This window comes from Pseudomonas sp. RA_15y_Pfl1_P11, from assembly GCF_963970975.1.
Lineage (GTDB): Bacteria > Pseudomonadota > Gammaproteobacteria > Pseudomonadales > Pseudomonadaceae > Aquipseudomonas > Aquipseudomonas tritici.
Genome location: NZ_CAXAOY010000012.1, coordinates 133,429 through 158,846 on the forward strand (window position 1 = coordinate 133,429; position 25,418 = coordinate 158,846).

Genomic DNA, 25,418 nt, shown 5'->3' on the forward strand with positions numbered 1-25,418 from the left:
AACACCTGTACTGAGTTATTCCATGAAAATACCACGCCCCTGCGCCCGTATGCCCCACCTGATCCAATTGCGAAACCTCAAGATGGCGCGCTCTGCTCACGCCTACGTACGTGGCAGCACGGTGCAATTCTACGAGTGGCTGCACAGCCAGACGGGTCGACGTTTGCCCCACGGCCCGGCGATCTGGATCTGCGGCGACTGCCACGCCGGTAACTTGGGCCCTACGGGAGACACGAAGGGCCGCATCGATATGCATATCCGTGACCTTGACCAGGCGGTGATCGGTAACCCGACTCACGACCTGGTGCGCTTGGCCTTGTCCCTGGCCACTGCTGCGCGCGGCTCGGACCTGCCTGGAGTAACCACTGCGCGCATGCTTGAAGAAATGATGGGCGGCTACGAACAGGCGTTCAAGGACAAACCCGACGCCGCGCCGCCGCGCCCGTCCCAGGTCAAGGCGAGCATGCGCACCGCGGTGGAGCGCACTTGGAAAAACCTCGCGCGTGAGCGTATCGAGAACGCTCGGCCGACCATCCCGCTGGGCAAGCACTTCTGGTCGTTGTCACGGGCCGAGAAGGTTGCGCTGGAAACCCTCTGTGCCTCGGATGAAGTCCACCAGTTGGTCACCTCGCTCAAGGGGCGGCCCAAGGACGCCAGGGTTGAACTGCTGGACTCGGCCTACTGGGTCAAGGGTTGTAGCTCCCTCGGGCTGCTCCGTTATGCCGTACTGCTCGGCGTGGGTGACAAGGGCGATGAGGAATATTGCCTGATTGATATCAAGGAAGCCGTCGGCGCTGCTGCACCCCGCGCGGCACGGGCGAAGATGCCCAGGGATAATGGTCGTCGAGTGGTGGAGGGCGCGCGTCAGCTCTCTCCGAGCCTGGGTGAGCGCATGATGGCAACGCGTTTTCTGGATCACGGATTCTTCATCCGCGAACTGCTGCCCCAGGACATGAAGTTGGAGCTGGACGAATTGAACGAAACCGACGCCATGCACGCCGCCGGTTACCTGGCGCGGGTCGTGGGCATTGCCCATGCTCGGCAGATGGACCGCGATACGCGCAAGGACTGGATGGCGGTGCTTCAGGAAAACCGCTCCAAGCAACTCGATGCGCCGTCCTGGCTGTGGACCAGTGTGGTGCAACTGGTGGGTAGCCATGAGCAGGGGTACCTCAACCATTGCCGCAGATATGCCCTCGAACATTGACCCAACAATGTGTCGGCGCTGACACGCTAGCGCCTACACGGTGTTGGCATCAAGCAAGGTACTTGCGAAACCATCCCAACGTCCGCTCCCACGCCAGATTCGCCGCCGCCTCGTCATATCGCGGCGTCGAGTCGTTATGAAAACCATGATTGGCGCCTTTGTAGGTATACGCCTCATAGTTCGTGCCTGCAGCCTTCAGCGCCGTCTCATACGCCGGCCAGCCCTCATTGATCCGCGTGTCCAACTCACCGAAATGCAGCATGATCGGCGCCTTGATCCGTGGCACGTCCTTGGCCTCTGGTTGGCGCCCATAAAACGACACGGCCGCGCCCAGTTCCGGATAAGCCACCGCCGCCGCATTGGCCACGCCGCCGCCATAACAGAACCCAGTGATGCCGACTTTGCCGGTGCTGCTGTCGTGGTGCATCAGCCATTCGATGGCGGCGAAAAAATCGTTCATCAGCTTGGTCGGGTCAACCGTCTGTTGCAGCGCCACGCCTTTTTCGTCGTTACCGGGGTAGCCGCCCACCGAAGTCAGGCCATCCGGCGCCAGGGCGATGAAGCCAGCTTTGCCCAGGCGCCGGGCGACGTCTTCGATATAAGGGTTGAGGCCACGGTTTTCATGCACGACCACCACGGCTGGCAACTTGCCCGCGGCCTTGGCCGGGCGCACCAGGTAGCCGCGCACGGTGCCGTTGCCTTTGGGCGAGGGGTAGGTGATGTAGTCGGCAACGATGTCCGGGTCGGTGAATTTCACCTGTGCGGCCAGTGCGTAGTTGGGGCTGAGGGCTGCGAGCAGGGCCGAGGCGGTAAGGCCACCCAAGGTGAACAGCGCGGCGCGGTCGAGAAATTCGCGGCGGTTGATCTTGCCGTGGGCGTAGCCGTCGTAGAGTTCCAGCAGTTCGGGGGCAAAGTCTTTCGCGGTGAGACGAGTCATCGGTGCGTCCTCGATTAGCGGTGGCAGTCAATGTAGATCAGGATCAGCCCTCACGCCCATGGGCGGCCGCTGCCAATTGGCCGGTATCGACGCGCACGAAAACCGAGTCGCCCATGGCGGTGAGCACGTCGCCGGCGTACACCTCGCAGATCACGCGGGTCTTGCGCCCCACGTCACCCTCGACCCGTGAGCGCAGGGTGAGGGTGACGCCCATGGGCGTTGGCTTGATGAATTTGATGCCCAGGTTGCCGGTCACGCAGTCAATGCGGGGCAGGTTGCCGGGTTCGCGCCCCTCGGCGCGGTAGTGGTAGGCCATGGCGGTCCAGTTGGAATGGCAGTCCACCAACATGGCGATCAGGCCGCCATAGACCAGGTCGGGCCAGCCGCTGTATTTTGCGTCGGGCCTATGCTCGGCGATCAGGTGGATGCCGTCCGCGTCCCAACGGCTCTTGATATGCAGGCCGTGGGGGTTGCTGCCACCGCAGCCATAGCAGATGCCGTCCGGCGCGGTGAGGTCCTGAAGCGAAGGGGAATGCATGGAGCGTCCTTATTATTCTGGGGCGACTACTCTGTTTAGCAGGACAAACGCCTGATGGGAATAAATCCCTGTTAAAGCGTGTTGGCTCGGTGCCTGTGTCTTTTCCTCTGCGGAGCGTTGCATGAAACGTCGAATGCCCTCGGTTGCCATACTGGTCCTGATCCTCGCGTTCTATTCCAGCGCCCAGGCGGTGGAGTACAACGACGTCAACCGCACCGCCAGCCAGATCAGTTTTACCTATAAACAGTTGGGGCAGCGGGTGTACGGCACCTTCAGCGCGTTCGAAGGCTCCTTGACGTTCGATACGCAAAAGCCGGAAGCCGGGCATGCATTGCTCAAGATCCAGCTGGCCAGCATCGACGCCGGCAGCCCGGACGCGAATGACGAGCTGCAACGTGCGTCGTGGTTTGACACCGCGACTTATCCAGTGGGCGTCTACGAATCCACCGGCGTCGCGGTCCTGGGGGATAACCGCTACACGATCAGCGGCAACCTCACCATCAAGGGCATCACACGCCCAGTGGATGTCGACGTGGTGCTCAAGGAGCAAAGCGGTATCGGCGTGTTCGACGGCGAATTCATCCTCAAACGCGGCGATTTCAAGATTGGCGAGGGCGAGTGGGCCGGCAACAGCGTGGTGTCGAATGACATCAACATCAAGTTCAAGATGGTTGCCCCGCAGCGTTAACGGGCGAACTTCTTCGCGCCCGCCACGCAGCCGATCACCGCGACCGTCACCAGCACCATGCCCAGGCTGACCTGCTCATGCAGCAAGCCCGCCGCCAATGCCAGGCCGAAAAACGGTTGCAGCAATTGCAACTGGCCGACGGCGGCAATGCCACCCTGGGCCAGGCCGCGGTACCAGAACACAAAGCCAATCAACATGCTGAACAACGCCACATAGCCCAGGCTCAGCCAGGCGGGCAGGCTGATGCCGCGCACGCTTGGCGGTGCCAGGAGTAGGCTCAAGGGCAGCACCACCGGCATCGCCACCACCAACGCCCAGCAGATCACCTGCCAGCCGCCCAGGCTGCGCGACAACGTGGCGCCCTCGGCATAACCCAGGCCGCAGACCAGCACCGCCAGCAGCATCAGCAAATCGCCGGCGGGTGCGGCGTTCAAACCCTGGGCAACGGCATAACCCATCACCAGCACGCTGCCCAGGATCGAGAACAACCAGAACACCGGACGCGGGCGCTCGCCACCGCGCAGTACGCCAAACACCGCGGTCGCGAGGGGGAGCAGGCCGATAAACACGATGGAGTGGGCCGAGGTCACGTACTGCAGCGCCAGTGCGGTCAACAAGGGAAAGCCGATCACCACGCCAAGAGCAACAAGAGCGAGTGGCGCCCATTGGGCGCGCGCGGGGCGTTTTGCCTTGAACCACCACAGCAGGCACAGCCCCAGGCTGGCGGCGATGGCGGCACGGATCATGGTGAGGAACACCGGGTCGAACTCCATCACGGCCAGCCGTGTGGCGGGTAAGGAGCCGCTGAAAATCACCACGCCAATAAAGCCATTGACCCAGCCTTGGGTACGGGTATCCAGGGTGCTGAAGGGGGATGTAAGTTCCATGAGGAGGCGCCCGAATAATGAGGGGGTTGCGTTCAAGCCATCCTAGGGGTGAGCATTAAGACAATCAAAAAATTGTCATGGATACATCCCTATGCCGCGCGCCCGCTATAAAACGTTGGTCGACACGTTTGCCGAGGGCATCCGTTCGGGGAAAATGCCGCCGGGTACGCGTCTGCCGACACACCGGCAACTGGCTGCCGATCATGGCCTGGCGCTGGTGACCGCAAGCCGGGTTTATACCGAACTGGAGGCCATGGGGCTGGTCAGCGGTGAAACCGGACGCGGCACCTTTGTGCGCGAGATCTCGCTGCCGCCAGGGCAGGGCAGTGGGCAGATGACGGTTGCGGCGGGCATGCTCGACCTCAATTTCAACTATCCCTCACTGCCAGGCCAGGCGGACCTGCTGCGCACGGCGTTGCGCCAGTTGGCGCTGTCCGGCGACCTCGAGGCCCTGTTGCGTTACCAGCCTCACGCGGGGCGTTTGCATGAGCGGGCTGCCGTCGCACGGCATTTACTGAGCCGAGGCCTGACGGTAGAGGCCGGCCAGGTGTTGCTGGTCAGCGGCGCCCAGCATGGCTTGGCGGTGACGATGATGGCGTTGCTCAAGCCGGGCGATGTGATCGCGGTCGATGCGTTGACCTATTCCGGGTTCAAGGTGCTGGCCGAGACCCTGCATTTGGAAGTTGTCGCGATCCCGGTTACGCCCACCGGCACGGACCTGAACGCCTTGCAAAACCTGTGTCGCAAACGCCCGGTGCGCGCCGTGTACAGCATGCCAACCCTGCACAATCCCCTTGGCTGGGTGATGGACAGGGACCAGCGCGAGCAGTTGGTCTCCATCGCCCGGCAACACAATCTGATGATCATTGAGGACGCGGCCTACGCGTTCCTGGTCGAAAACGCACCGCCACCCGTGGCCACCCTGGCGCCGGAACGCACGGTGTATGTGGGCGGGCTCTCAAAAAGTGTCGCGACCGGTTTGCGCGTGGGGTTTGTCGCGGCGCCAAGTGACTGGGTTAAGGCACTCGAGCGCACCATCATGGCCACCACCTGGAACGTGCCCGGTGTTATGAGCGCCATTGCCGTGGCGTGGATCGAAGATGGCACGGTGGCGCAACTGGAAGCGCAAAAGCGCCAGGACGCCCAGGCGCGGCAAGCCCTGGCGGCGCAGGTGTTAAAAGGGCTGGCCTACACCAGCCACCCCTCATCGTATTTCTTGTGGTTACCCCTGCCGGAGGACGCGCGCGCCGACCAGATCGCCATGGCCTTGCAGTGCGACAATATCTCGGTATCCACCGCCGAGCCGTTTGCCGTCACGGCTTATGTGCCCCACGCGCTGCGCCTGGCGCTGGGTTCGGTGGACATGCCGGCGCTGCGCGAGGCATTGCTGACAGTACGCAAGGTGGTGGAGTGGTGAGCCGGCGCACGCGGCTCACCGCTGGTCATCAGTACTTGTAAGCCTGGCGCCCTATCAGCAGCCACTTGCCTTTCTGCTTCTGCCAGACCTGGAAGTTGTCGATATCGGTCGGCACATCAACGCCACTGTTCACGGCCTGCGCGTGGAAGTGGTTGCGCACCAGGGCGGTGTCGCCTTGCAGGGTGACGGTCTGGTTCTGCATTTCCAGGGTCTTGAAGGCGCTGGTGTGGGTTTCCAGGTCGGCGATGAATTGCGCTTTGTTCTGCACCTTGCCGCTGGAGTGGCCGTAGGTGAGTTTGTCGGACGTCAGCGCGTCAAGTTGCTTGAGGTCCAGGTGCAGCATGGCTTGGGTCAGTTGGTCGACCGCTTGGGCCACCTCCTTTTCAGCAGGAGCGGGCGCTGCGGCGACGAAGCCGGTAAACAGGCACAGAAAACCGATCAGTACGTTGACTTTTTGCATGGGTGTTTCCTTATTGTTGTTGGGGTGGCGGACAACACGTTAGCGCTTGTGTCGTCGTACAACATTGCTATATCCACGCTTATTTTGGAAAGTACATTTTCGATTATTTACATATCTTCAGGTTTACGTGTGTTTTGAAATTTCATTGTTCTTGTACGATGTCCCATCACTGGTTAAGAATGGTGTCCCGTCTAACAATAAAATAACGGAGACACACGATGGATCTTCCCCCTTCGCCTGCTCGGACCGACCACAGTCGCCGCGTCTTCCTCAAGCGTTCCTTGGCGGTTTCCGCATCGGTCGCGGTGCTGGGCAACCTGCCTCACCTGGCAGAAGCCGCCGAGCCGTTGAGCCAGCGTTATCCAGACCCACTGATCAAAGTGCTCGATGACAGTTTCCTGGCGTTGCGCCTGTTCAACGCCAGTGTCGAACGGCTGGCTACCGGTTTGCGCTGGGCCGAGGGGCCGGTGTGGGTCGGCGATGGCCGCTACCTGCTGGTCAGCGATATTCCCAACAACCGTATCGTGCGCTGGGACGAAGTGACCGACACCCTGTCGGTGTACCGCGAAAACGCCAATTTCTCCAACGGCATGTGCCGCGATCGCCAGGGCCGCCTGTTGGTGTGCGAAGGTTCGACGACCACCCGCGAGGGCCGGCGAATCACCCGTACCGAACACAACGGCAGCATCACCGTGCTGGCGGACAGCTTTGACGGCAAGCCTTTCAATTCGCCCAATGACATCGTGTGCAAGCGGGATGGGTCGGTGTGGTTCAGTGACCCGCCGTTCCAGACCGGCAACAACTACGAAGGGCACAAGATCACGCCCACCCAACCCCATGGCGTCTATCGCATCGACGGGGAAAGCGGCACGGTCACGCGGGTGATTGACGACCTGAACGGGCCCAATGGCCTGTGTTTTTCACCTGATGAAAAAGTCTTGTACGTGGTGGAAGGTCGGGCCAAACCCAACCGGTTGATCTGGGCCATCGACGTCAGGGACGACGGCACGCTCGGCGCCCGTCGCAAGCACATCGAAGGTTTTGATTACGCAGCGCTGGACGGCATCAAGTGCGACGAGAGCGGCAACCTGTGGTGCGGTTGGGGCGGCAATGGTGACCCCAAGGCTGACCTGGAAAAACTCGATGGCGTGCGCGTGTTCAATCCACAAGGCAAGGCCATCGGGCATATCTCGTTACCCGAACGCTGCCCCAACCTGTGTTTTGGCGGCCGCGAAGGCAACCGCCTGTTCATGGCCGGCAGCCATTCGATCTATGCGCTGTTCGTGAATACGCGAGACGCGGGTTTCGGCGGGTAACTCAAAAAAACCACGCTGAACGCCGGTTGACCGGCGTTCAGCGTGGCCTTTTGACGCTATGCTGTAGGCTCCTGAGGCATCAGAGCGTCAAGCAAATGGACTTCAATTGGCACAGCGATCCCATCACTCGCAGCACCCCCGTGACCTCACGCTATAAAAACACTCAAAACGTACGCCGCTTCATGCTCGAGCACTGCGGTCCGGGGTTCAAGTTCGACCGTCCCTTCATGGCCTGGATTCGCAACGGCCAGCCCAAGACCCTGGGCGACGTGGTGGATGAGTGGCAACGCCGAACCGAGGGTTCACGCCCCTGACACCTGATGAAAAATACCAGGCCGCCCCGCAACGCCTTGGCTATCAGCTGGACGAATTCAAAATCGGCGGCAACTACACGCCGTTGGTTCGCGACGGCAACCACCTGTACATCAGTGGTCAGATCCCCCGCGTCGGCGATGTGATCGTGCTGCCGGGCAAGGTTGGAGCAAGCCTGACCGCGGCGCCAGACTTGTCGCCGCTTATCCTCTGGTCCAAGGGGCATTGCGCGTCAGGCCTTACGGTCGGATCGTCGTCATTTACACTCGCGTCAACGGCGGTGTGCTCGGCGGAATCTGGCGTTTGCTGCCCGTCGCTTCATACGCGTAAGCAAACCGCAGCAGCGCCGAATCATCATAGGCGCGCCCGGCGAATGTCAGCCCTATCGGCATGCCGATATCCGCCATTACGCCCATCGGCACGGTAACGGTCGGCACGCCCAAGTGGCGGATGGCGAGGTTGCCGTTGGCCACCCAGACGCCGTTGCTCCAGGCGATATCGGCCGAGGCTTCGTTCACGTCGGCATCCGCCGGGCCCACGTCGGCCACGGTGGGGAACAGCACCGCGTCGAGGCCGAGCTTGTCCATCCAGGCTTCCAGGTCGATTCTCCGGGTTTGCTCCAATCCGCGCAGGCCATCGGGGACGGTGCTGATCTGGTCCCACGGGGTGATGCCGCGCTCGGCCATGCGCACGTATTCGTCCATGCCGGCGGCCAAGTCGTCCTCACGGTTGGGCAGGGTGCCCGGGTCGTGGGGGAAGATCTTTGGCCCGTCCACATCCGCCAGGCGGTTGAGCGCCGGGTCGTTGTTGGCGCGCAGGAAGTCGTCAAACGCCCAGGCTGACAGTTCCCACAGTTCATCGTGGAGGAATTCCTTGGACACCAGCCCCCGGGTGAACACGGTAGGTGCGCCAGGGCGGTCGCCTTCGCAGTTGGACACCAGCGGGAAATCCACATCAATCACTTCCGCGCCGGCCGCTGTCAGCACCTGGCGTGCGTCTTGCCACAGGTCGATCACGCTGGCGCGGGTGTTGATTTTCTGCCCGGTCGGGCCACCGATTCCGGGTTTTTCGCTGGTGCCTGCGTCGGGGTCGGCGTTGATGTACATGCGCGGCACGCCAAAGCGTTTGCCCGCCAGGGACTCGGCAGGCGCCGCCAATTCAGCGTAGGAAGCAGGGCGCACCGAGGTGACGCTCGGGATCGGCACCCACGGCTGCAGGCGCCACAGGTCGCCACGGGTGTCCGGGTCTTCGGCGACCACCACGTCGAGCACTTCCAGCAGGTCGGCCATGGTGCGGGCGTAGGGCACCACCACGTCCATGGTCGGCGTGAGCGGCCAGTTGCCGCGCACCGAAATCACCCCGCGCGATGGGGTGTAGGCGCACAGGCCATTGTTGGACGCCGGGCCGCGCCCGCTCGACCAGGTTTCTTCTGCCAGGCCAAAGGCCGCAAAACTCGCCGCCGTCGCGGTGCCAGCGCCGTTGGACGAGCCGGAGGCGAACGGCGCGGTCAGGTAATCGGCGTTATACGGGCTTTCTGCGCGGCCATACACGCCACGTTGCATCCCGCCATTGGCCATCGGCGGCATATTGGTCTTGCCCAGGCAGATGGCACCGCCGGCGCGCAGGCGCTCGATGGTGAACGCATCACGCTGCGCGACCAGCTTGGCAAATGCCGGGCTGCCGGATGCCGCAGTCAGGCCCTTGACCAGGTAGCTGTCTTTGGCCGTGTAAGGAATGCCGTCCAAGGGCCCCAAGGTTTCGCCTTTGGCCCGGCGTGCATCGCACGCTTCGGCTTCTTTCAGCGCTTGGGGGTTGCGCACCACCACGGCGTTCAAGGCGGTGGCGGTCTGCGGACCGTCATAGGCATCGATTCGCGCCAGGTACGCCTGGACCAGTTCAACGGCCGTGGTCTGGCCGGACTCAAGCGCCGCGCGCAATTGGGCAATGGAGACTTCGGTAACTTGCATCACGTGTTTTTCGCCGCCTTCAAGTGGGGGTATGGCGGCAGTCTACGTACAGATATTTCACAAGACCAGCGCCGCATAATCCGCATAGGCGCCGCGCATCACCTGCCACGTGGCGTCGTCAGCGGGAATCAGGTGTTCGATACGCAGGGAGGTGAGGGTGATGTCCTGGGGCATGCCGAAGGTAGTGAAGGTGGACAAAAAGCTCAGCTCGCCCTGGGTTGAGCGCAGGCGGGTCAGCACCAGCGGTGGCAGGTGCGCGGGCAGTTCAGCGTTCGTCGGGGTTGGCAGGCTCGCCAGCAGCGGCGCCAGGTCCGGGTTGCCCAGCGCCTCGCGAGTGGCACGCTGCCAGGCCAGGGTGCGGATCTCATCGGGATTGAGCAGATGATCGCCGAGGCCGCCGGCTTGGAGGAGCGTGGTCAGCAGGTTCAAACCTTCAGCCGCCTCGGACGGGATACCCACCAATGCAAACAGCACGCCGGTACTGGCATTCGCCGCGAGCACTTGCCACTGGCTGTCCAACAGGATCGCAGGCGCTGGGTTGTTGGCGTGCAATACATGGCTGACCGCTTCGCGAATCGCGGCCATGGCGGGCGAGGCGAGCGGTGTGGCGGTGTAGCGCGGAGCGAATCCGGCCGCGAGGAAGACTCGGTTGCACTGGTCCAACGGTGCCTCCAGCGCCGTCAGCAGGTTATGCAAGGTGGCTGGGCTCGGCTTGGCTCGGCCTGTTTCGAGGCAACTGAGGTGGCGCTGGGAAATACCGGTGATGAGCGCCAGGTCGAGTTGGCTCAGCTTGGCCTGTCGGCGCAATTGGCGCAGTTGTTCGCCCGCAGTAGAAGGGGTGTCCATGGCGTGGTCATGACCTCCGAGGTCATTGCGAAGGGCTGAACCTTATCACTAACTTAAGCCTTCATCATTCCAAGGAAGCGACCATGAGACGACCCTATATTGCCCTGGCGGGCTTGCTGGGATTTTCGCTGTACACCCTGGCGACGATGCTGACGGCGGAGCAGTCGCTGCTGGCATTTGGGCTGCAACTGATGTCGCGGCCGGACACGGCGCAGGTGGTGATAGACCTGTACTTGATGGCGGTGCTGGCGTGCGCATGGATGTACCGGGATGCGCGCCGGCGAGGGCGGTCGGTAGCTTCGGTGGTGCCGTACTGGGTGCTGACGGCGGTGCTTGTGTCGGTGGGGCCGTTGCTCTATCTCGTGATGAATGGGTACCGAGATGAATGAGCTCTCTTAAGGCAAACCTTTACCTCCACACGAAGCGGGTTGAATGTGGGAGCTGTCGAGCTTTAGCGAGGCTGCGATGCAGGCGCCGCGGTTCATCAGGTACACCGAGGTGATCCCTTCGCAGCCTCGCTAAAGCTCGACAGCTCCCACATTTGATCTACGGTTACATCAAGGCGCAAGCAACGGCACCGTTACCCGAAACTCCGTACCCCACTGCGATGTTGACGTGACCTCGATCGAACCCTCATGGGCCGCCACGATCTCAGACGCGATGAAAAGCCCCAGTCCAAGGCCTTCCGCAGGGCCATGTTCAATCACCGAGCGCTGCGAAAAACGTCCCATGGGATTGAAAATGAACGGCAGCACATCCTCCGGAATCGGCTCGCCTTGATTGTGAACGGTGAACAGCAGGCGGCCATCTGAAACCGCGAGTCGTACCGTGATCGGCAGGCAAGCATCGCCGTGCTGCACGGCGTTACTGATGATATTGGAGAACACCTGCTCCATGCGCGCGCCGTCGAACGCACCAAGTGCGGGCGCTGTTGTTTCATATTCGAGTTGCGCGTGTGGGTGAAACGAGCGCATTTCTTCGACGATGCGTTCGCAAAAGGGGGCCAGGTCAATGTCCATGCGTTTCACGGGGATGCCGGGGCCCATCTGGCAACGGGTCAAATCCAGCAGGTCGCTGACAATTTGGCTCGCCCGTTGAACACTGGTGTAAATCTGCCCGGCGACTTTGTTGCCGCGCTCCCCGACCTCTTCCGCACGCCGGAGCATGTCGGCGCCTAGCAGAATGGCGCCCAAGGGCGTGCGCAAGTCATGGCCGAGGATACCCAGGAACACATTGCGCGAGGCTTCCACCGCCCGCGAGTAACTGGCAATGGACTCCGTGAGGGCTTGATCGATGGCTTCATGAAAGCGGTTCATGTCATCGATATCCCGTGGCGTACCGTGTTTGGCCTGCCGGAGCCACTGGCTGAGCACGCTGGTGCGCAGCGCGCGGTATTCAGACACCATCTGATCAAACGAAAAACCCGCCATCAAGCGCGTCATGGCATGGGTTTCGGCCGGGCTTTCGTGTTCGTCCTGCGGTGCGAGGCCCTGGGCCTTGTCGATTTGCTCCTGCGCGGTCTGTGCGCTGCGCAGATCCTGCGCAATGGCCCGCAGCATCTGTTCGGCATGATCACGCAGGTCTATACGGTTGAGATCGGCCCCGGGGGTCTGAATGGTCCGGGCAAAGTCCTCCCAGGCCTGAAGGATCGGCTCGAGGTTCTCAATAATGAAATCTGCCAGGCGCATACGGGTGTTCCTTGGTGGGGCGGCAAGCGTGAACGCACAGGAAGCCGCCAAACAAGGATTTAAACATGGATTGGTCTGCTCAGCATGCGCAGGCGTTCGTGCCTGCGCATGCCGTAGACGTCAAACGCCTTTGGTTGACGGCAACACTATCGTCAGGATGCCGACCAACGGGAGGAACGAGCAGATTTTGTAGACGTATTCGATACCGTGGCTATCGGCCAGCAACCCCAGCAACGCTGCACCAATCCCGCTGAAGCCGAACATCAGGCCGAAGAATATCCCGGCGATCATGCCCACATTGCCCGGCACCAGTTCCTGGGCAAACACCACGATGGCCGAGAACGCCGAGGCGAGCACAAAACCGATCACCACGCTCAGTACCGCCGTCCAGTACAGGTCAACGTAGGGCAGCGCCAGGGTGAATGGCGCGGCGCCGAGGATGGAGAACCAGATGACCTTCTTGCGGCCGATCTTGTCGCCAATCGGGCCGCCCGCGAAGGTGCCGACGGCAACCGCACCAAGGAACAGGAACAAGTACATCTGCGAGCTGGCGACGGACAGCTGGAATTTTTCAATCAGGTAAAAGGTGAAGTAGCTGGTCAGGCTGGTCATGTAGAAGTACTTGGAAAACACCAGCGCAGCCAGCACCACCAAGGCAAAGGTCACACGGCCTTTGGACAAGCCATGGGAGGCTTGGCCGCCTTGCTTGAGCTTGAACAGGTTGAGGTGGTTACGGTACCAGCGGCTCAAACCGTAGAGCACCAGGATCGCGAACACCGCGAACAGCCCAAACCAGGCGATATGGCCCTGGCCGTAGGGAATGATGATTGCCGCCGCGAGCAATGGACCCAGGGCGCTGCCGGTGTTGCCGCCGACCTGGAACGTCGACTGCGCCAGGCCGTAGCGCCCGCCAGAGGCCAGGCGTGCGACGCGCGAGGTTTCCGGGTGGAAGGTCGACGAGCCGACACCGACCAAGCCGGCGGCGATCAGGATGGCCGGGAAGCTGCCGACAAACGCCAGCATCAGGATGCCCATCAGGGTGCACACCATGCCCGCTGGCAGGAGCCACGGTTTAGGGTGGCGGTCGGTGTGGTAGCCGATCCACGGCTGCAGCAACGAGGCGGTCAGCTGGAAGGTCAGGGTGATCAGGCCCACCTGGGTAAACGACAGGCCGTAGTTGGCCTTGAGCATCGGGTAGATCGACGGCAGCACGGCCTGGATCAGGTCATTGATTAAATGCGCCAGGGCGCAGGCGCCAAGGACGCGCATGACCAACGGGCTGGCCTGGGGCGCAGTGGTTGCAGCGGCGGGTGACGCAGTGAGGGTCGACATGCAGGCATTCCATTCAAGGCGGCGAACACAGGTGGCAACTTCTTAAGGTCGCCATCCAATACAAAATGATTCGGGAGCTATGCTAGATTCGCCGCAAATGCCTGTCTCGCGAAATTCGGGAGGCAACTATCGCAAAAAGGGCGAAATGATCAAGTCACTGGACGTTTTTCTACAGGAGATCGACGAGGGCGATTGGGCTGTCATCAGTTCGGCCACCGATTATCCGGAGAACTGGGTGATCCCCGACCACAGCCATGAGAAGCATCAACTGCTATACGCCACCGAAGGCGTGATGGTGGTGCACTCGGCGCAGAACCAGTGGACGGTGCCGCCCAATCGCGGCTTCTGGATGCCCAGTGGGCACGTCCACTCCTTGCGTTGTGTAGGCCCGTTGAAGATGCGCAGCGTCTTTGTCCGTCCCGACAGCTTTCCCAACTTGCCCACCGATACCAAGGCCGTGAGTATTTCGCCCCTGCTGAGTGAGCTGATCAAGGCGTCGGTGAGCTTGAAACCACCGTATGCCGAGGACTCCCGGGATGCGCGCATCATGCACCTGATTCTGGACGAGCTGGCGTTGTTACCGGCGTTGCCGCTGTTGCTGCCGCTGCCTGCCGACCCGCGCGTACACCGGATCTGCCTGGCGTTGCAGGATGAACCGGGCGACGCCTCGACGGTCGCGGACTGGAGCGAGCGCTTGAACCTTGACCAGAAAACCATCCAGCGCCTGTTCCGCAAGGAAACCGGCATGACGTTCGGCCAGTGGCGCCAACAAGCAAGGCTGCTGCTGGCGCTGGAGCGCATTGCGGTGGGCGAAAAGGTGATCGATATCGCCTTGGAGCTGGGGTATGAAAGCCCGAGCGCGTTCACCAGCATGTTCAAGAAGCAGTTCGGCAAGACGCCCAGCCATTTTTTCAGGTAGCGCCCGGCGTTATCCCTGCACGATGCCGGCGTGCACGCCCAACAGGCGAGTGAAGGTTTCGATATCCAGAGGGTGACTGAGGAAATAGCCTTGGCCCTCTTCACAGGCCACGGCCTTGAGCAATGCCAGGTGTTCAGCCGTTTCCACGCCTTCGGCCGTTACGGTCAGTGCCAGGGCCCGACCCAGGCCGACGATGGCCTGGATAATCGCCTTGTCATCATCACTTTCTTCCAGCCGGGTCAGGAAGCTGCGGTCTATCTTCAAACCGTCGAACGGGAACGTACGCAGGTAGCTCAGGGATGAGTAGCCGGTGCCGAAGTCATCCATGGCGATGCGTATGCCCAATTGCTTGAGCGTGCGCATGACCTCCAGCGCCCCGGTGGCATCTTCGAGCATGACGCTTTCGGTGATTTCCAGTTCCACGCGCGCGGGTTCGATACCTGAGGTCTTCAGGGCCTGCCGTACGCGCTTTACCAGGTTGCCACGCCTGAATTCCATGGGTGACAGGTTCACCGACACAAAAAGATGCTCGGGCCACTGGGCGGCGCATTTACAAGCGGTTTCAAGTACCCAGTCGCTCAGGGCCAGGATCAGCCCGGACTCTTCGGCGATCGGAATAAAGGTGTCCGGCGTGATCAGGCCGCGCAACGGGTGTTGCCAGCGCACCAGGGCTTCCGCGCCGACCATCTGGCCGTCGGCGATGCGATAGCGCGGTTGGAAGTGCAGGCGCAGCTCGGCATGTTTGATTGCAAAGCGCAGGTCGCTCTCCAGGCGTCGGCGTTCAATGATCCGCGCGTTCATATCGCCGGAGTAGAACCGCCAGGTATTACGGCCCGCAGCCTTTGCCTCGTACAGTGCAATATCGGCGTAACGCAGCAGCTCCGTGGCTTCGCGGGCATCGTTGGGGGCGAGGGCGATGCCAATACTGGCGCTGACGAACACCTCTTGCTCGTCGATTCTGATCGTGCGCTCGATCGATTCGATCAAGCGCTTGCACAGCGTTTCGACTTCGTCTTGAGCCCCTGCATCGGTCAGGATCAGTACAAATTCATCACCGCCGACACGGGCGACCAGATCACCATGGCGCACGCAGGCGGCCAGGCGGGCGGACACTTCGTTGAGCACCCGGTCGCCGGCAGCGTGCCCGAGCAGGTCGTTGACCGGTTTGAACCGATCAAGGTCCAGGCTGAGCATTACCAACGGCTGCGTTGAGGTGGACAACTCAGCTGCCGACAGCGCCGTACTCGACAGCGCCTTGAACTTGCCCTCCAGGAACGCTTGCAGCCGCGTGCGATTGGGCAGCCCGGTGAGGGCGTCATGCTGGGACAAGAACTCGATGCGTCGACGGGACTCGACTTCTTCCGTCACGTCGGTGGCCGTCCCGCGAAAGCCGCCACACGGCATCTGCCGCGCTGACAGCCGTGTACTGCGTTCCAGCCCCAGTGCATCGACGTAGCGGCACTGCACACTGATATCCGGGCGGCGTCCGGGGGTGCTGAGCCATTGCGAGAGCAGACCGGTCTCGGTCTCGAGCAAGTCGTTCATCGTCGCACCGATCCACGCATGCCGCGCCAACCCGGTGACGCCTTCGAAGCGCTCCGACAGGTAGGTAAAGCGCCAACTGGCGTCGATTTCCCACACCCAATCGGAACTCGCCTCTACCACATCGCGAAAGCGTGCTTCGCTGGTCGCCAGGGCATTCTGGCTGTTCTGCAGCAACGAATGGCTAGCGTCCAGGGCGAGCGCGGCCGCCGTGGTGCGGCGTGAAATGACCCAGCTCATCACGCATACCAATAACGCTGCCAGGCCAAGCAGGGGCAGGCCGACGCCCATCAAGCGCAAACCGGGTCGGGCCGGCTCCCAATGCAGGCTGCCGGCAGCACCGTTGTCGCCGAGGGGGAGCAGCAACGTCTGGCCGATTTCATCAGGGGTGGCGATGTGCAGCTTGGCCACGCCGAATTCATTGCCGATCACGGCCAGCTTGGCACTGTTGAGGATGTCGACGAAGATCAGGACCGAAGCGGGCCGGCCATCGGGCTTCACCGTGGGGTCTGTGCCGGGGGTGATGGCGGCTGCGGCCACCAGCGCGGGGCTGCCCTTGACGTTGATGAAGGCTGTGACGGAGGTTTCGCTGTCGGCGCCTGCACGAGCCTGCTCCACAATCCCGGCAAAGGGCTGGTCGAGCCATTGCGTGAGTTCGACATCTTGCAGCTTGCCATCGACGACCGCATAGACCGTGCGGTTGGCATCGTTGACCACAAACAGGCCTTGGAAACCGAAATCATCGAACAGCGTGGCGCCGATATTGCCCCGGACATACGCCCAATCACTGTCCACTTTAACGTGCAGGTGCTTGTAGGCATCGCTCCAGAAGGCGTAGTCCTTGACCGTCACCCGCAGGGATTTTTCCTGGGATTGCAAGGCTTTACGGGTATGGAAGGCGCTTTCCGCCTGTTCGGTGCGGTCCATCTCATAGGCAAGGTAAACCAGCGAATAAGCCGCCGCCGCAAAGACGACGGCGAGCAACGCCATGAACTTGAACAGTGAGGTACGTGCCAGCGAAAGGCTGGTGCGATCGGAAAGCGAGCGGACAATAGGGGCGAGAGTATTCGGCATTGTTTCCCGCAGGGCGTCGCTGCAAGTCAAGAGTTATCCCTTGTTATCGGCGAGCCCGGCGAAATATTTAGACCGCCACAGGTGATTACCGCTGGCGCGTGCTGCCAGCCAAGCCAGTAAGGCCGCGGCGCCCAGCACTGCCGCACCCAACTCGAATGTCGCCTGATACCCGCTCAGGCCAAACACCAGGCCTCCCACGATAGCGCCCGAGGCGATCGCCAGTTGAATGATCGCAACCATCAAGCCGCCCCCGGCTTCGGCATCGTCGGGCAGGGTTCTCGACCGTGCAAACAGGCTCAGAGTTTCCGGCAGGTTGGGAGCTCGGACAGCATCGCGCGAATCCAACCCTGGGTGACACTCCGATGGAGGGATTGGCATCTACCTATCTTTTGAGGGCGGGGTGGCCGGGGCCACCCCGCACATTCAGGCTTTAATTGATCCGCGGATGCTGCTGCACCAGGTTCTGGCGCTTGGCTTCCAGAGCCGCAATTTCTGCATCGATGTCTTCGATTTTTTGCTCGATATTGTCGTGATGTTCCTGCAGCAACTCCTTGGCTTCTTCCATGTCCGAAGCGGCCGGCGCTGCGCCGCGCAGTGGCTTGTTGGCGGTTTCCTTCATGGTCAGGCCGGTGATCAGGCCGACCACGGCAAACACCATCAGGTAGTAGGCGGGCATGAACAGGTCGTTGGTGCTTTCTACCAGCCAGGCCACGGCGGTTGGCGTGAGGCCGGCGATCAGTACCGAAACGTTGAACGCGCCGGCCAAGGCGCTGTAGCGCAGGTGGGTGGGGAACATCGCGGGCAGGGTCGAGGCCATCACGCCGATGAAGAAGTTGAGGATCACGGCCAGGATCAGCAAGCCGGCGAAGATCAGCCCGATCTTGCCGCTGGTGATCAGCATAAACGCCGGGATGGACAGGAACAGCAAACCGATGCTGCCAGCGATGATGAAGGGCTTGCGGCCGACCTTGTCGCTGATAAAGCCAATGAACGGCTGCACGAACAGCATGCCGACCATGATCGCGATGATGATCAGCACGCCGCTGTTTTCTTTGTAGTGCAGGTTATGCGACAGGTAGCTCGGCATGTAGGTGAGCAGCATGTAGTACGTCACGTTGGTCGCCGCGACGATACCGATGCAGGTCAGCAGGCTGCCCCAGTGCTTGGTTGCGACTTCCTTGAACGAGACTTTGGGGCCGTGGGTCAGGCCTTCGCGGTCGCCTTGCTCGAGTGTGTCCATGTGCTGTTGGAATGCTGGGGTTTCTTCCAGCGCATGGCGCAGATACAGGCCGATGATGCCCAGGGGCAAGGCGAGGAAGAACGGCAGGCGCCAACCCCATGCTTCGAAGTCCGCTTCGCCCAAGACGCTGGAAATCAGTACGACCACGCCTGCGCCCAGGACGAAACCGGCGATGGAACCAAAGTCCAGCCAACTCCCCAGGAAGCCGCGCTTGCGGTCCGGGGCGTACTCGGCGACGAAGATCGACGCGCCGGTGTATTCACCGCCCACCGAGAAACCCTGGGCCATTTTGCACAGCAACAGCAGAATCGGCGCCCAGATGCCAATCGAGGCATAACCGGGGATGAGGCCAATGGCAAAGGTGCTCAGGGACATGATCACGATGGTCGCGGCGAGTACTTTTTGCCGCCCGTACTTATCGCCCAGCGCACCAAAGAACAGGCCACCCAGGGGGCGGATCAGGAACGGCACGGAGAAGGTGCCGAGTGCAGCGATCATTTGTACGCTGGGCGAGGCGTCGGGGAAGAACACCTTGCCGAGCACATAGGCGACAAATCCGTAGACGCCAAAGTCGAACCATTCCATGGCGTTACCCAGTGCGGCGGCGGTGATTGCCTTGCGCACCTTGGTGTCGTCGACAATGGTGATGTCTTTCAATCCGATCGGTTTGACGCTTTTCTTACGTAATTTCATGCGGGGCACTCTAAAGCAGAACAGGGGAGGTGCCATCGCAGCGATGGCGCCGCTCTGTCAGTTCAGATACAAGCGGACACGAAATAATTCAGCGTTATTTGCTTTTTTTTGCAGGTGCATTGAACTTCTTCGGTTCACAACGGAGCGATCTCTATGCCAACGACTTTCTCCCGCCTGATCTACCGTCAACCACAGCCTGCAGACGTGCAGCGATTGTTCGCGATCTTCGGCGACCCGCAGACCAACCTGTTTAATCCTGCCGGCCCCATTGCCACCCTCGACGAGGCGCAACGCCTGCTGGATCGCTGGCTAGGGCAGTGGGCCGCTGAGGGTTATGGCTGGTGGGCGATTGCGCGAAATGAGGCGCCGGAACACATCATCGGCTTCGGTGGGATAGCGCCACTCAACTACTTGACCGAGCAGCGCGTCAACCTGGGTTATAGGTTTGCAGTGCAAGCCTGGGGGCAGGGCTACGCGACCGAACTTGGCCGCGATGCGCTGGCGCTGGCATTTGACACCCTGGGCGTGCCCGAAGTATTTGGCCTGGTACGACCGGATCACGCAGCGTCGATCCGCGTGCTGGAAAAGATCGGCATGCAGCCTTTCGGCGCGCTTGACGATGTGCCGGGCAAGTCGCCGAGCCTGGTGTTTCGTATTTGTCATCCTACAACTGGTTTTGCCTGACCTATCACATAGCCGCGCAATACCGTGATAAACGGCAATATTTCAGATTGACACCGTGTGGGCGTCCCGATATAAAAGCCGAAGTTGTACGATGACATATGACGTTACATATGTCCTGCCTAACAAAAATAAAAAGTGATGCCATGAACTTGAACGAGCCCATCCACGCCCACCGCGTTGGCCAAGCGGTAGGCAACTATCGCTGGACCATCTGCGCGATGCTGTTCTTCGCGACCACCGTCAATTACCTCGACCGCCAGGTGCTCAGCCTGCTGGCGCCGCAGCTGTCGACGCAATTTGGCTGGAGCAACACCGACTACGCCAACATTGCTGCAGTTTTCCAGTTTGTCTACGCGATCTCCATGCTGTTCGCCGGGCGCTTTGTCGACAAGATCGGCACCAAGGCAGCCTACGTATTGGCGATTGGTATCTGGTCCACGGGCGCCATCATGCACGCGTTCTCGGTGCCGATGGGCGAGGGCATCGCGGCGATCAGCGGCGCGATTGGATTGGCGGTGATTCCTGTGTCGATTGCAGGGTTCATGCTGTCCCGTGCAGTGTTGGCGATTGGCGAGGCGGGCAACTTCCCAATTGCGATCAAGGCGACTGCCGAATACTTCCCCAAGAAAGAACGCTCGCTCGCCACCGGCCTCTTCAACTCCGGGGCCAACGTCGGTGCCATCCTGGCGCCTATCTGCGTGCCGTTGATTGCCGGTTTATGGGGCTGGGAAGCGGCATTTATTGTGATCGGTGGGTTGGGGTTCGTGTGGGTGGCGGTGTGGGTCGCACTCTATAAGAAGCCGGACGAGCAAAAGCGTCTGTCTCCCGAAGAGCTGGCCTACATCCGCAGCGACCAGACCGTGCAGCCCTTCACGCCTGAACCCGCTGGCGCAGTGGCGAAAAAAGTCTCGTGGTTCAAGTTGCTCACTTACCGCCAGACCTGGGCCTTTGCTTTCGGCAAGTTCATGACTGACGGCGTGTGGTGGTTCTTCCTGTTCTGGCTGCCCACCTACTTGTCGGCGCAATACGGCATGAAGGGCCCCGACATCGTGCTGCCGCTGGCGGTGCTGTACAGCATGACCATGGTGGGCAGTATTGGCGGCGGCTGGTTCCCCAGCTACTTCATGGCGCGCGGCGATGCGCCGTATGACGGTCGCATGAAAGCGATGCTGGTGATTGCGCTGTTCCCGCTGGTGGTGCTGCTGGCGCAGCCGTTGGGTCACATCAGCTTCTGGATCCCGGTATTACTGATCGGCGTGGGCGCGTCGGCGCACCAGGCGTGGTCGTGCAACATCTTCACCACCGTGTCCGACATGTTCCCGCAGAAGACCGTAGCCTCGGTGGTCGGCATTGGCGGCATGGCCGGCGGCCTGGGCGGCGTGGTGATGACCAAGATCGGCGGCTGGGTGTTCGACTACTACAAGTCCATCAACGACATCCACACCGGCTACATGATCATGTTCGCCATTTGCGCACTGGCCTACCTGGTGGCCTGGAGCGTGATGAAGGCGCTGGTGCCGCGTCACAAGGAAATCACTGACCTGTAATTGGCATGGACGAGGCGGTGTCGGGCCTGGCTATCAGGATGATGCGCACCGCCATCACCACGCCGATCAGCACCGCCGCCAGGCCTGCTGCTTCCATGAGCGTCGGGCCCCGGCCTGCGAAGCCCAGGCCGAGCAGGGTGGCGAACAGTGATTCAAGGGCAATCAACTGGGCGCTCAGGACCATGGGTAAGCGACGCGTTGCGGCGTTCCAGGCCCACGCGCCGACCACGGTGGACATCACGGCGATGACCACGCCCCAGGCATACAACGGCGCGGCCTGTTCAAACCCAGCGCCGAGGACTGGCAGCCTCAGCAACCCCAGTGCCTGCATGATCGGCCACAGGCACAGCGCGGCGATGCCGGCGCCCGCCAGCATCAGCGCGGTCCATAGCCCGGTCGCCTGAGCCGGCAACTGCACTAGGTGCTGTTGGTTGAGCACGCTGAACAGTAGCCATAACGCCACGGCACCCAGTGAACAAAACAACCCCGCCAGCCACGAATCTGCACTCAACGACGGTTGATGAAGGCTGCCGACGTTCGCCAATGCCAGCCCTGTCATCAGGCACGACAAGGGCGTGATCAGTCGGTGCCATTCGACCGTCTTGTGCCGCGCATTGCCCAGCAACGCGAGCAGCACCGGCACCGTCCCGATCACCGCCGGCGTGAGCACCGGTCCGGCAAAGTGCACGCCGGCGGCGATACACACGCCATAACCCAGGCACCCCAACGCGCCCAACCCTGCGGCGAGTAACCGCTGGCCAGGCGTGATCAGGTGCAAATGGGCGCGACTCAGGAGTATCCAACCGCCGCCCAGCCCGCCGACGAACAGGAATCGCACGAGCATCAGGTCGTAGAGGCTGTAGTCGCCGGTCACGTAGGGGGTGATGAAGTTCAGCGCCCAGCCGAGGGTTGCCATCACCGCTAGGAACAGTCCGAGCAGTAGTGAAGCGGGTGCAGAATTCATCCGGGTCATCCATCAGGTAATGGATACGCATGGTGCCCAGCCGCGCGGCCGTGCTACAAACGAGTTCTCGGCCCTGGATACATAACCCAAGATTATGAACGCGCTCGGCAAAACCTTACCGCCCCTTGCCAGCTTGCTGCCCTTCGAAGCGGCGGCACGCCTGGAGAGTTTCTCCAAGGCGGCCGATGAGCTGCACATCACTCAGGCCGCGATCAGCCGGCAGATTCGTGGGCTCGAGGATAACCTCGGGATCAAACTGTTTCAGCGGCGCAATCGTGCCGTGTTCCTCACGCCAGAGGGGCGCGAGCTGGGGCGGGTGATCAGCGAGGCGTTGCGCAGCATTGGTGACAGCGCCGCCCGCCTGCGCGCGGTGCACCGCAGTAACCGTGTGGTGCTGCTCTGCCAGTTGTGTGAAGCGTTTTATTGGCTGATGCCGCGCTTATCGACGTTTCACCAGCAATACCCGCAGATTGAAATCCAGGTGGTGACCACCACTCGACCCTTGACTGAATTCAACGACCCCTTTGACGTTGCGCTGCAAAGCACACGGCGCGCCAGCGGGGCTCATCCGCTGATATTCACAGCCTCGGACGAAGTCTTTCCGGTGTGCAGTCCGCACTATCTAGCCGTAGAGCAAGCGCTGTCACTGAATGCATTGCAGCGTCATACGTTGTTGCACCACAGCGCGCCGCCGCCGCATCTGATGGAGTGGAATGAGTGGCTGCAGGTGTTTGGCCAGAGGTTGGCCGTGGACGCGCGCAGTGCCACTTTCGACAGCTACCCACTGATGTTGCAGGCCGCTGTCGAGGGGTACGGGATTGCCATGGGCTGGCGTCGCACCGCGAGCCGCTTGATTGAAAGTGGCGCGCTGGTGAGGCCGTGCGCCGAGAGCGTGCACTTGCCCGAGGCTATTTCGGTTTATCGGCATCAAGCAGCAGGGAAGCGGGATGAGGTGGCGGCGCTGCTCGCCTGGCTTGAGGCGCAATTGCAGGAGGAAGGATGACAGGGGCGTTGTCCGCCCCTGTCGTGCAGGGTTATGGGTTACGTGTCACTCGCCACACGGTATTGGCCAAATCATCCGCGATGATCAGCGCGCCTTTCGGGTCCACCGTCACACCCACCGGCCGGCCGCGGGTTTTGCCGTCGTCACCGCGAAAACCGGTGGCAAAGTCGATGGGTTCACCAGAGGGCTTGCCGTTGCTGAAGGGCACGAAGATCACCTTGTAGCCCACCGGGTTGTCACGGTTCCAACTGCCGTGCTCGCCAACAAATACGCCGTCGGCAAACTTCTCACCCATTTGCGCGATGGAAAAGTCCACGCCCAGTGCCGCCACATGGGAGCCGAGGCTGTAATCCGGCTTGATCGCGGCGGCCACTTTGGCCGGGTTCTGTGGCTGTGCGCGTGGGTCGACGTTCTGGCCCCAATAGCTGTAGGGCCAGCCGTAGAACGCGCCTTCACGCACCGAGGTGAGGTAGTCCGGCACCAGGTCCGGGCCGAGTTCGTCGCGTTCGTTGACCACCGTCCACAGTTGCCCGGTGTCCGGCTGAATAGTCAGCGCCGTCGGGTTGCGCAGGCCTGTTGCGTAAGGTTTGTGCGCGCCGGTGGCAGCATCGATCTGCCAGACCATCGCGCGGTCGATCTCCACTTCCATGCCGCGTTCGGTCACGTTGCTGTTGGAGCCGATACCCACGTAGAGCTGGCGACCGTCAGCGCTCACGGCCAGGGATTTGGTCCAGTGGTGGTTGATCTGCGCCGGCAGGTCGGTGACTTTGGTGGGCGCGCCGCTGGCCTTGGTCTGGCCGTCGGTGTAGTCGAAGCGCACCAGCGCATCCTGGTTGGCCACATACAGCTTGCCGTCGGCGAAGGCCAGGCCGTACGGCGCGTTCAGGTTATCGGCGAACACGGTCTTGAGTTCGTAGGTGCCGTCACCGTCGGCGTCGCGCAGCAGGGTCAGGCGGTTGCCGCCCTTGACCTTGGTGTTGCCTTCGGCCTTGATCAGGCTGGCGATCACATCCTTGGGCTTGAGCTTGGCCGCGCTGCCGCCACGGCCTTCGGCGACCAGGATGTCGCCGTTGGGCAGCACCAGGGTCTGGCGTGGGATGGCCAGGTCAGTGGCGATAGCGGAGATGCTGTAGCCGTCCGGTACCTTGGGTTTCTGCTCGCCCCAAGGCACGGGCTCGGCAATCTTCATGCTGGGTAACAGGCTGCTTTGCTGTTCCGGCAACTTGGGGTCTGGGCCGCGGGCCTGGGTCTTGTCGCCTTCGCCACCGCATGCGGTCAGCAACAGCGCAGCGCTTAATAGGGTCAGCGTGCTGGACGTTTTCATTGGGCAGCTCCCGAGCGCAGGTTAGTCAGGCCGATCCACGTTGCGACGAATGCCAGCAGCGTGACAATCGCCGACAGCACCAAGCCCGTGGGCATCATGGCGTACGCATCCTTGGCATGCTGAAAGGCATTGACCAGGCCCACTACCCAGGCGGCTAACAACAGCAGGAAATACGCGGCTGGTCGCCCGGATTTACGCTCGGCGCGCAATAAATTGATCAGCGCGAACAACAGCGCAAATCCACTGAACACCAGCGCGCCGGCAATCAGCCAGGACGCGAAGTTGGCCCACTGAATCTGGTAGGTCTGGCCGTAGGCAATGTCGCTGAGCAGTGCACCCAGAAACAGCGGCACGCTGCCGGCGAGCAGTATCGAATGCAGCGGGCCAGGTCTTGTCGCGTAGTAGGCGGGGAGGGTAGTCATGGGGGTAGCGGCTCCTTATTGTTCAGCGCTCCTGGCGTCAGGGCGCGGTGACTTCGCATAGCAGAGGAGCTTTTCGTTTATCAGAAAGTTCACTAGGGATTGGTGTCGAGATGTTTTTCGCACCATTCGGCACAGAGCGTGCGGCCTACCCTGCATTACTCCCAGCCCCAAGAAGTCTTGCAGGCGCCCGGTTTCGACGCCGAGCACGCTGGAAGTGGACGCACTGTTGAAGGTGGCTTACAAGCGCGACCTGTATGCCCACAGCGCACACATGTGGAACCGCTGGACCAACGACTATGCGCTGCAGTTTTTCGATCGCTTCGACATCATGCTGGAGTCCAAGGACAAGAATGTGGCAGCTTGGGCGTTTTATGGGCATTTCAAGCGACGTTCAGTTTAAAAAAGGGAACC

At 61.6% G+C, this 25,418-nt stretch carries 23 protein-coding genes and 2 pseudogenes; 11 read left to right on the top strand and 14 right to left on the bottom strand.

Annotated elements, in window-relative coordinates; genetic code table 11:
* Positions 1-22: 22 nt before the first annotated feature.
* Complete coding sequence (locus tag AACY44_RS16625) at positions 23-1,207, top strand: DUF2252 domain-containing protein (protein ID WP_339415959.1); 1,185 nt, start codon at positions 23-25, stop codon at positions 1,205-1,207.
* A 49-nt stretch (positions 1,208-1,256) separates the two neighbouring features.
* Here the strand turns inward: AACY44_RS16625 and yghX are convergent, their stop codons facing one another.
* Positions 1,257-2,144: a YghX family hydrolase gene (gene yghX / locus AACY44_RS16630; RefSeq protein WP_339530675.1), complete on the bottom strand. Its 888-nt coding sequence runs from the start codon at positions 2,142-2,144 to the stop codon at positions 1,257-1,259.
* 43 nt (positions 2,145-2,187) lie between these two features.
* On the bottom strand, positions 2,188-2,682 hold the full coding sequence (locus tag AACY44_RS16635) for a PaaI family thioesterase (RefSeq protein ID WP_339415962.1): 495 nt from the start codon (positions 2,680-2,682) through the stop codon (positions 2,188-2,190).
* A 121-nt stretch (positions 2,683-2,803) separates the two neighbouring features.
* On the opposite strand from AACY44_RS16635, the gene AACY44_RS16640 reads away from it, so the two are divergent.
* A complete protein-coding gene (locus AACY44_RS16640; protein WP_339530677.1) occupies positions 2,804-3,370 on the top strand; it encodes a YceI family protein in 567 nt (188 codons plus the stop codon).
* Here the strand turns inward: AACY44_RS16640 and AACY44_RS16645 are convergent.
* Positions 3,367-4,257: a DMT family transporter gene (locus tag AACY44_RS16645; protein WP_339427576.1), complete on the bottom strand. Its 891-nt coding sequence runs from the start codon at positions 4,255-4,257 to the stop codon at positions 3,367-3,369. The genes AACY44_RS16640 and AACY44_RS16645 overlap by 4 nt on opposite strands.
* Before the next feature lie 91 nt (positions 4,258-4,348).
* On the opposite strand from AACY44_RS16645, the gene AACY44_RS16650 reads away from it, so the two are divergent.
* Positions 4,349-5,674: an aminotransferase-like domain-containing protein gene (locus AACY44_RS16650; RefSeq protein ID WP_339530679.1), complete on the top strand. Its 1,326-nt coding sequence runs from the start codon at positions 4,349-4,351 to the stop codon at positions 5,672-5,674.
* 28 nt (positions 5,675-5,702) lie between these two features.
* On the opposite strand, the gene AACY44_RS16655 is transcribed toward AACY44_RS16650, so the two are convergent.
* Entirely contained in the window at positions 5,703-6,134 is a 432-nt protein-coding gene (locus AACY44_RS16655) for a nuclear transport factor 2 family protein (protein ID WP_339415967.1), read from the bottom strand.
* Positions 6,135-6,352: 218 nt separating this feature from the next.
* Between AACY44_RS16655 and AACY44_RS16660 the strand changes: the two genes are divergently transcribed.
* A complete protein-coding gene (locus AACY44_RS16660) occupies positions 6,353-7,450 on the top strand; it encodes an SMP-30/gluconolactonase/LRE family protein (protein ID WP_339427574.1) in 1,098 nt (365 codons plus the stop codon).
* Positions 7,451-7,545: 95 nt separating this feature from the next.
* Positions 7,546-7,764, top strand: coding sequence for a DUF6434 domain-containing protein (locus AACY44_RS16665; RefSeq protein WP_339415970.1), 219 nt, complete (start codon positions 7,546-7,548; stop codon positions 7,762-7,764).
* Positions 7,765-8,022: 258 nt separating this feature from the next.
* On the opposite strand, the gene AACY44_RS16670 is transcribed toward AACY44_RS16665, so the two are convergent.
* Positions 8,023-9,732, bottom strand: coding sequence for an amidase (locus tag AACY44_RS16670; protein WP_339415972.1), 1,710 nt, complete (start codon positions 9,730-9,732; stop codon positions 8,023-8,025).
* Positions 9,733-9,786: 54 nt separating this feature from the next.
* Complete coding sequence (locus AACY44_RS16675) at positions 9,787-10,575, bottom strand: helix-turn-helix domain-containing protein (RefSeq protein ID WP_339530681.1); 789 nt, start codon at positions 10,573-10,575, stop codon at positions 9,787-9,789.
* Between the two features lie 83 nt (positions 10,576-10,658).
* Between AACY44_RS16675 and AACY44_RS16680 the strand changes: the two genes are divergently transcribed.
* A complete protein-coding gene (locus AACY44_RS16680; protein ID WP_339415976.1) occupies positions 10,659-10,964 on the top strand; it encodes a DUF2834 domain-containing protein in 306 nt (101 codons plus the stop codon).
* A 168-nt stretch (positions 10,965-11,132) separates the two neighbouring features.
* On the opposite strand, the gene AACY44_RS16685 is transcribed toward AACY44_RS16680, so the two are convergent.
* Together AACY44_RS16685 and AACY44_RS16690 are read right to left on the bottom strand one after the other, a co-directional pair.
* The gene (locus tag AACY44_RS16685; RefSeq protein WP_339530683.1) at positions 11,133-12,263 is read right to left on the bottom strand and encodes a sensor histidine kinase; all 1,131 of its coding nucleotides are present in this window, start codon (positions 12,261-12,263) and stop codon (positions 11,133-11,135) included.
* A gap of 120 nt (positions 12,264-12,383) precedes the next feature.
* Positions 12,384-13,595: an MFS transporter gene (locus AACY44_RS16690; RefSeq protein WP_339415978.1), complete on the bottom strand. Its 1,212-nt coding sequence runs from the start codon at positions 13,593-13,595 to the stop codon at positions 12,384-12,386.
* A gap of 97 nt (positions 13,596-13,692) precedes the next feature.
* Here AACY44_RS16690 and AACY44_RS16695 point away from each other — a divergent pair, with 97 nt between their 5' ends.
* The gene (locus AACY44_RS16695) at positions 13,693-14,514 is read left to right on the top strand and encodes an AraC family transcriptional regulator (protein ID WP_339415979.1); all 822 of its coding nucleotides are present in this window, start codon (positions 13,693-13,695) and stop codon (positions 14,512-14,514) included.
* 9 nt (positions 14,515-14,523) lie between these two features.
* Here the strand turns inward: AACY44_RS16695 and AACY44_RS16700 are convergent, their stop codons facing one another.
* From AACY44_RS16700 to proP, 3 genes and pseudogenes are all read right to left on the bottom strand, one after another.
* Complete coding sequence (locus AACY44_RS16700) at positions 14,524-17,130, bottom strand: bifunctional diguanylate cyclase/phosphodiesterase (protein ID WP_339530685.1); 2,607 nt, start codon at positions 17,128-17,130, stop codon at positions 14,524-14,526.
* A 33-nt stretch (positions 17,131-17,163) separates the two neighbouring features.
* Positions 17,164-17,412, bottom strand: a pseudogene (locus AACY44_RS16705) (MFS transporter); the annotation flags it as partial.
* Positions 17,413-17,560: 148 nt separating this feature from the next.
* On the bottom strand, positions 17,561-19,063 hold the full coding sequence (gene proP / locus AACY44_RS16710) for a glycine betaine/L-proline transporter ProP (RefSeq protein WP_339415981.1): 1,503 nt from the start codon (positions 19,061-19,063) through the stop codon (positions 17,561-17,563).
* 153 nt (positions 19,064-19,216) lie between these two features.
* Between proP and AACY44_RS16715 the strand changes: the two genes are divergently transcribed.
* On the top strand, positions 19,217-19,747 hold the full coding sequence (locus AACY44_RS16715) for a GNAT family N-acetyltransferase (protein ID WP_339427570.1): 531 nt from the start codon (positions 19,217-19,219) through the stop codon (positions 19,745-19,747).
* A gap of 143 nt (positions 19,748-19,890) precedes the next feature.
* The gene (locus tag AACY44_RS16720; RefSeq protein WP_339415984.1) at positions 19,891-21,294 is read left to right on the top strand and encodes an MFS transporter; all 1,404 of its coding nucleotides are present in this window, start codon (positions 19,891-19,893) and stop codon (positions 21,292-21,294) included.
* Here AACY44_RS16720 and AACY44_RS16725 read toward each other — a convergent pair.
* Positions 21,281-22,258, bottom strand: coding sequence for a DMT family transporter (locus AACY44_RS16725; protein ID WP_339415986.1), 978 nt, complete (start codon positions 22,256-22,258; stop codon positions 21,281-21,283). The two genes, AACY44_RS16720 and AACY44_RS16725, sit on opposite strands and share 14 nt — an antisense overlap.
* 94 nt (positions 22,259-22,352) lie before the next feature.
* Between AACY44_RS16725 and AACY44_RS16730 the strand changes: the two genes are divergently transcribed.
* On the top strand, positions 22,353-23,261 hold the full coding sequence (locus AACY44_RS16730) for a LysR substrate-binding domain-containing protein (protein ID WP_339494694.1): 909 nt from the start codon (positions 22,353-22,355) through the stop codon (positions 23,259-23,261).
* 31 nt (positions 23,262-23,292) lie between these two features.
* On the opposite strand, the gene AACY44_RS16735 is transcribed toward AACY44_RS16730, so the two are convergent.
* Both AACY44_RS16735 and AACY44_RS16740 read right to left on the bottom strand, forming a co-directional pair.
* Positions 23,293-24,585 carry a PQQ-dependent sugar dehydrogenase gene (locus AACY44_RS16735; RefSeq protein ID WP_339415990.1) on the bottom strand — a complete coding sequence of 431 codons (1,293 nt, stop codon included), beginning with the start codon at positions 24,583-24,585 and terminating at the stop codon, positions 23,293-23,295.
* Positions 24,582-25,007: a DUF2231 domain-containing protein gene (locus tag AACY44_RS16740; RefSeq protein ID WP_339415991.1), complete on the bottom strand. Its 426-nt coding sequence runs from the start codon at positions 25,005-25,007 to the stop codon at positions 24,582-24,584. The genes AACY44_RS16735 and AACY44_RS16740 overlap by 4 nt, the downstream gene beginning before the upstream one ends.
* A 126-nt stretch (positions 25,008-25,133) precedes the next feature.
* Between AACY44_RS16740 and AACY44_RS16745 the strand changes: the two are divergent.
* A pseudogene (locus AACY44_RS16745) lies at positions 25,134-25,407 on the top strand (UV damage endonuclease UvsE); the annotation flags it as partial.
* Between the last annotated feature and the right edge of the window lie 11 nt (positions 25,408-25,418).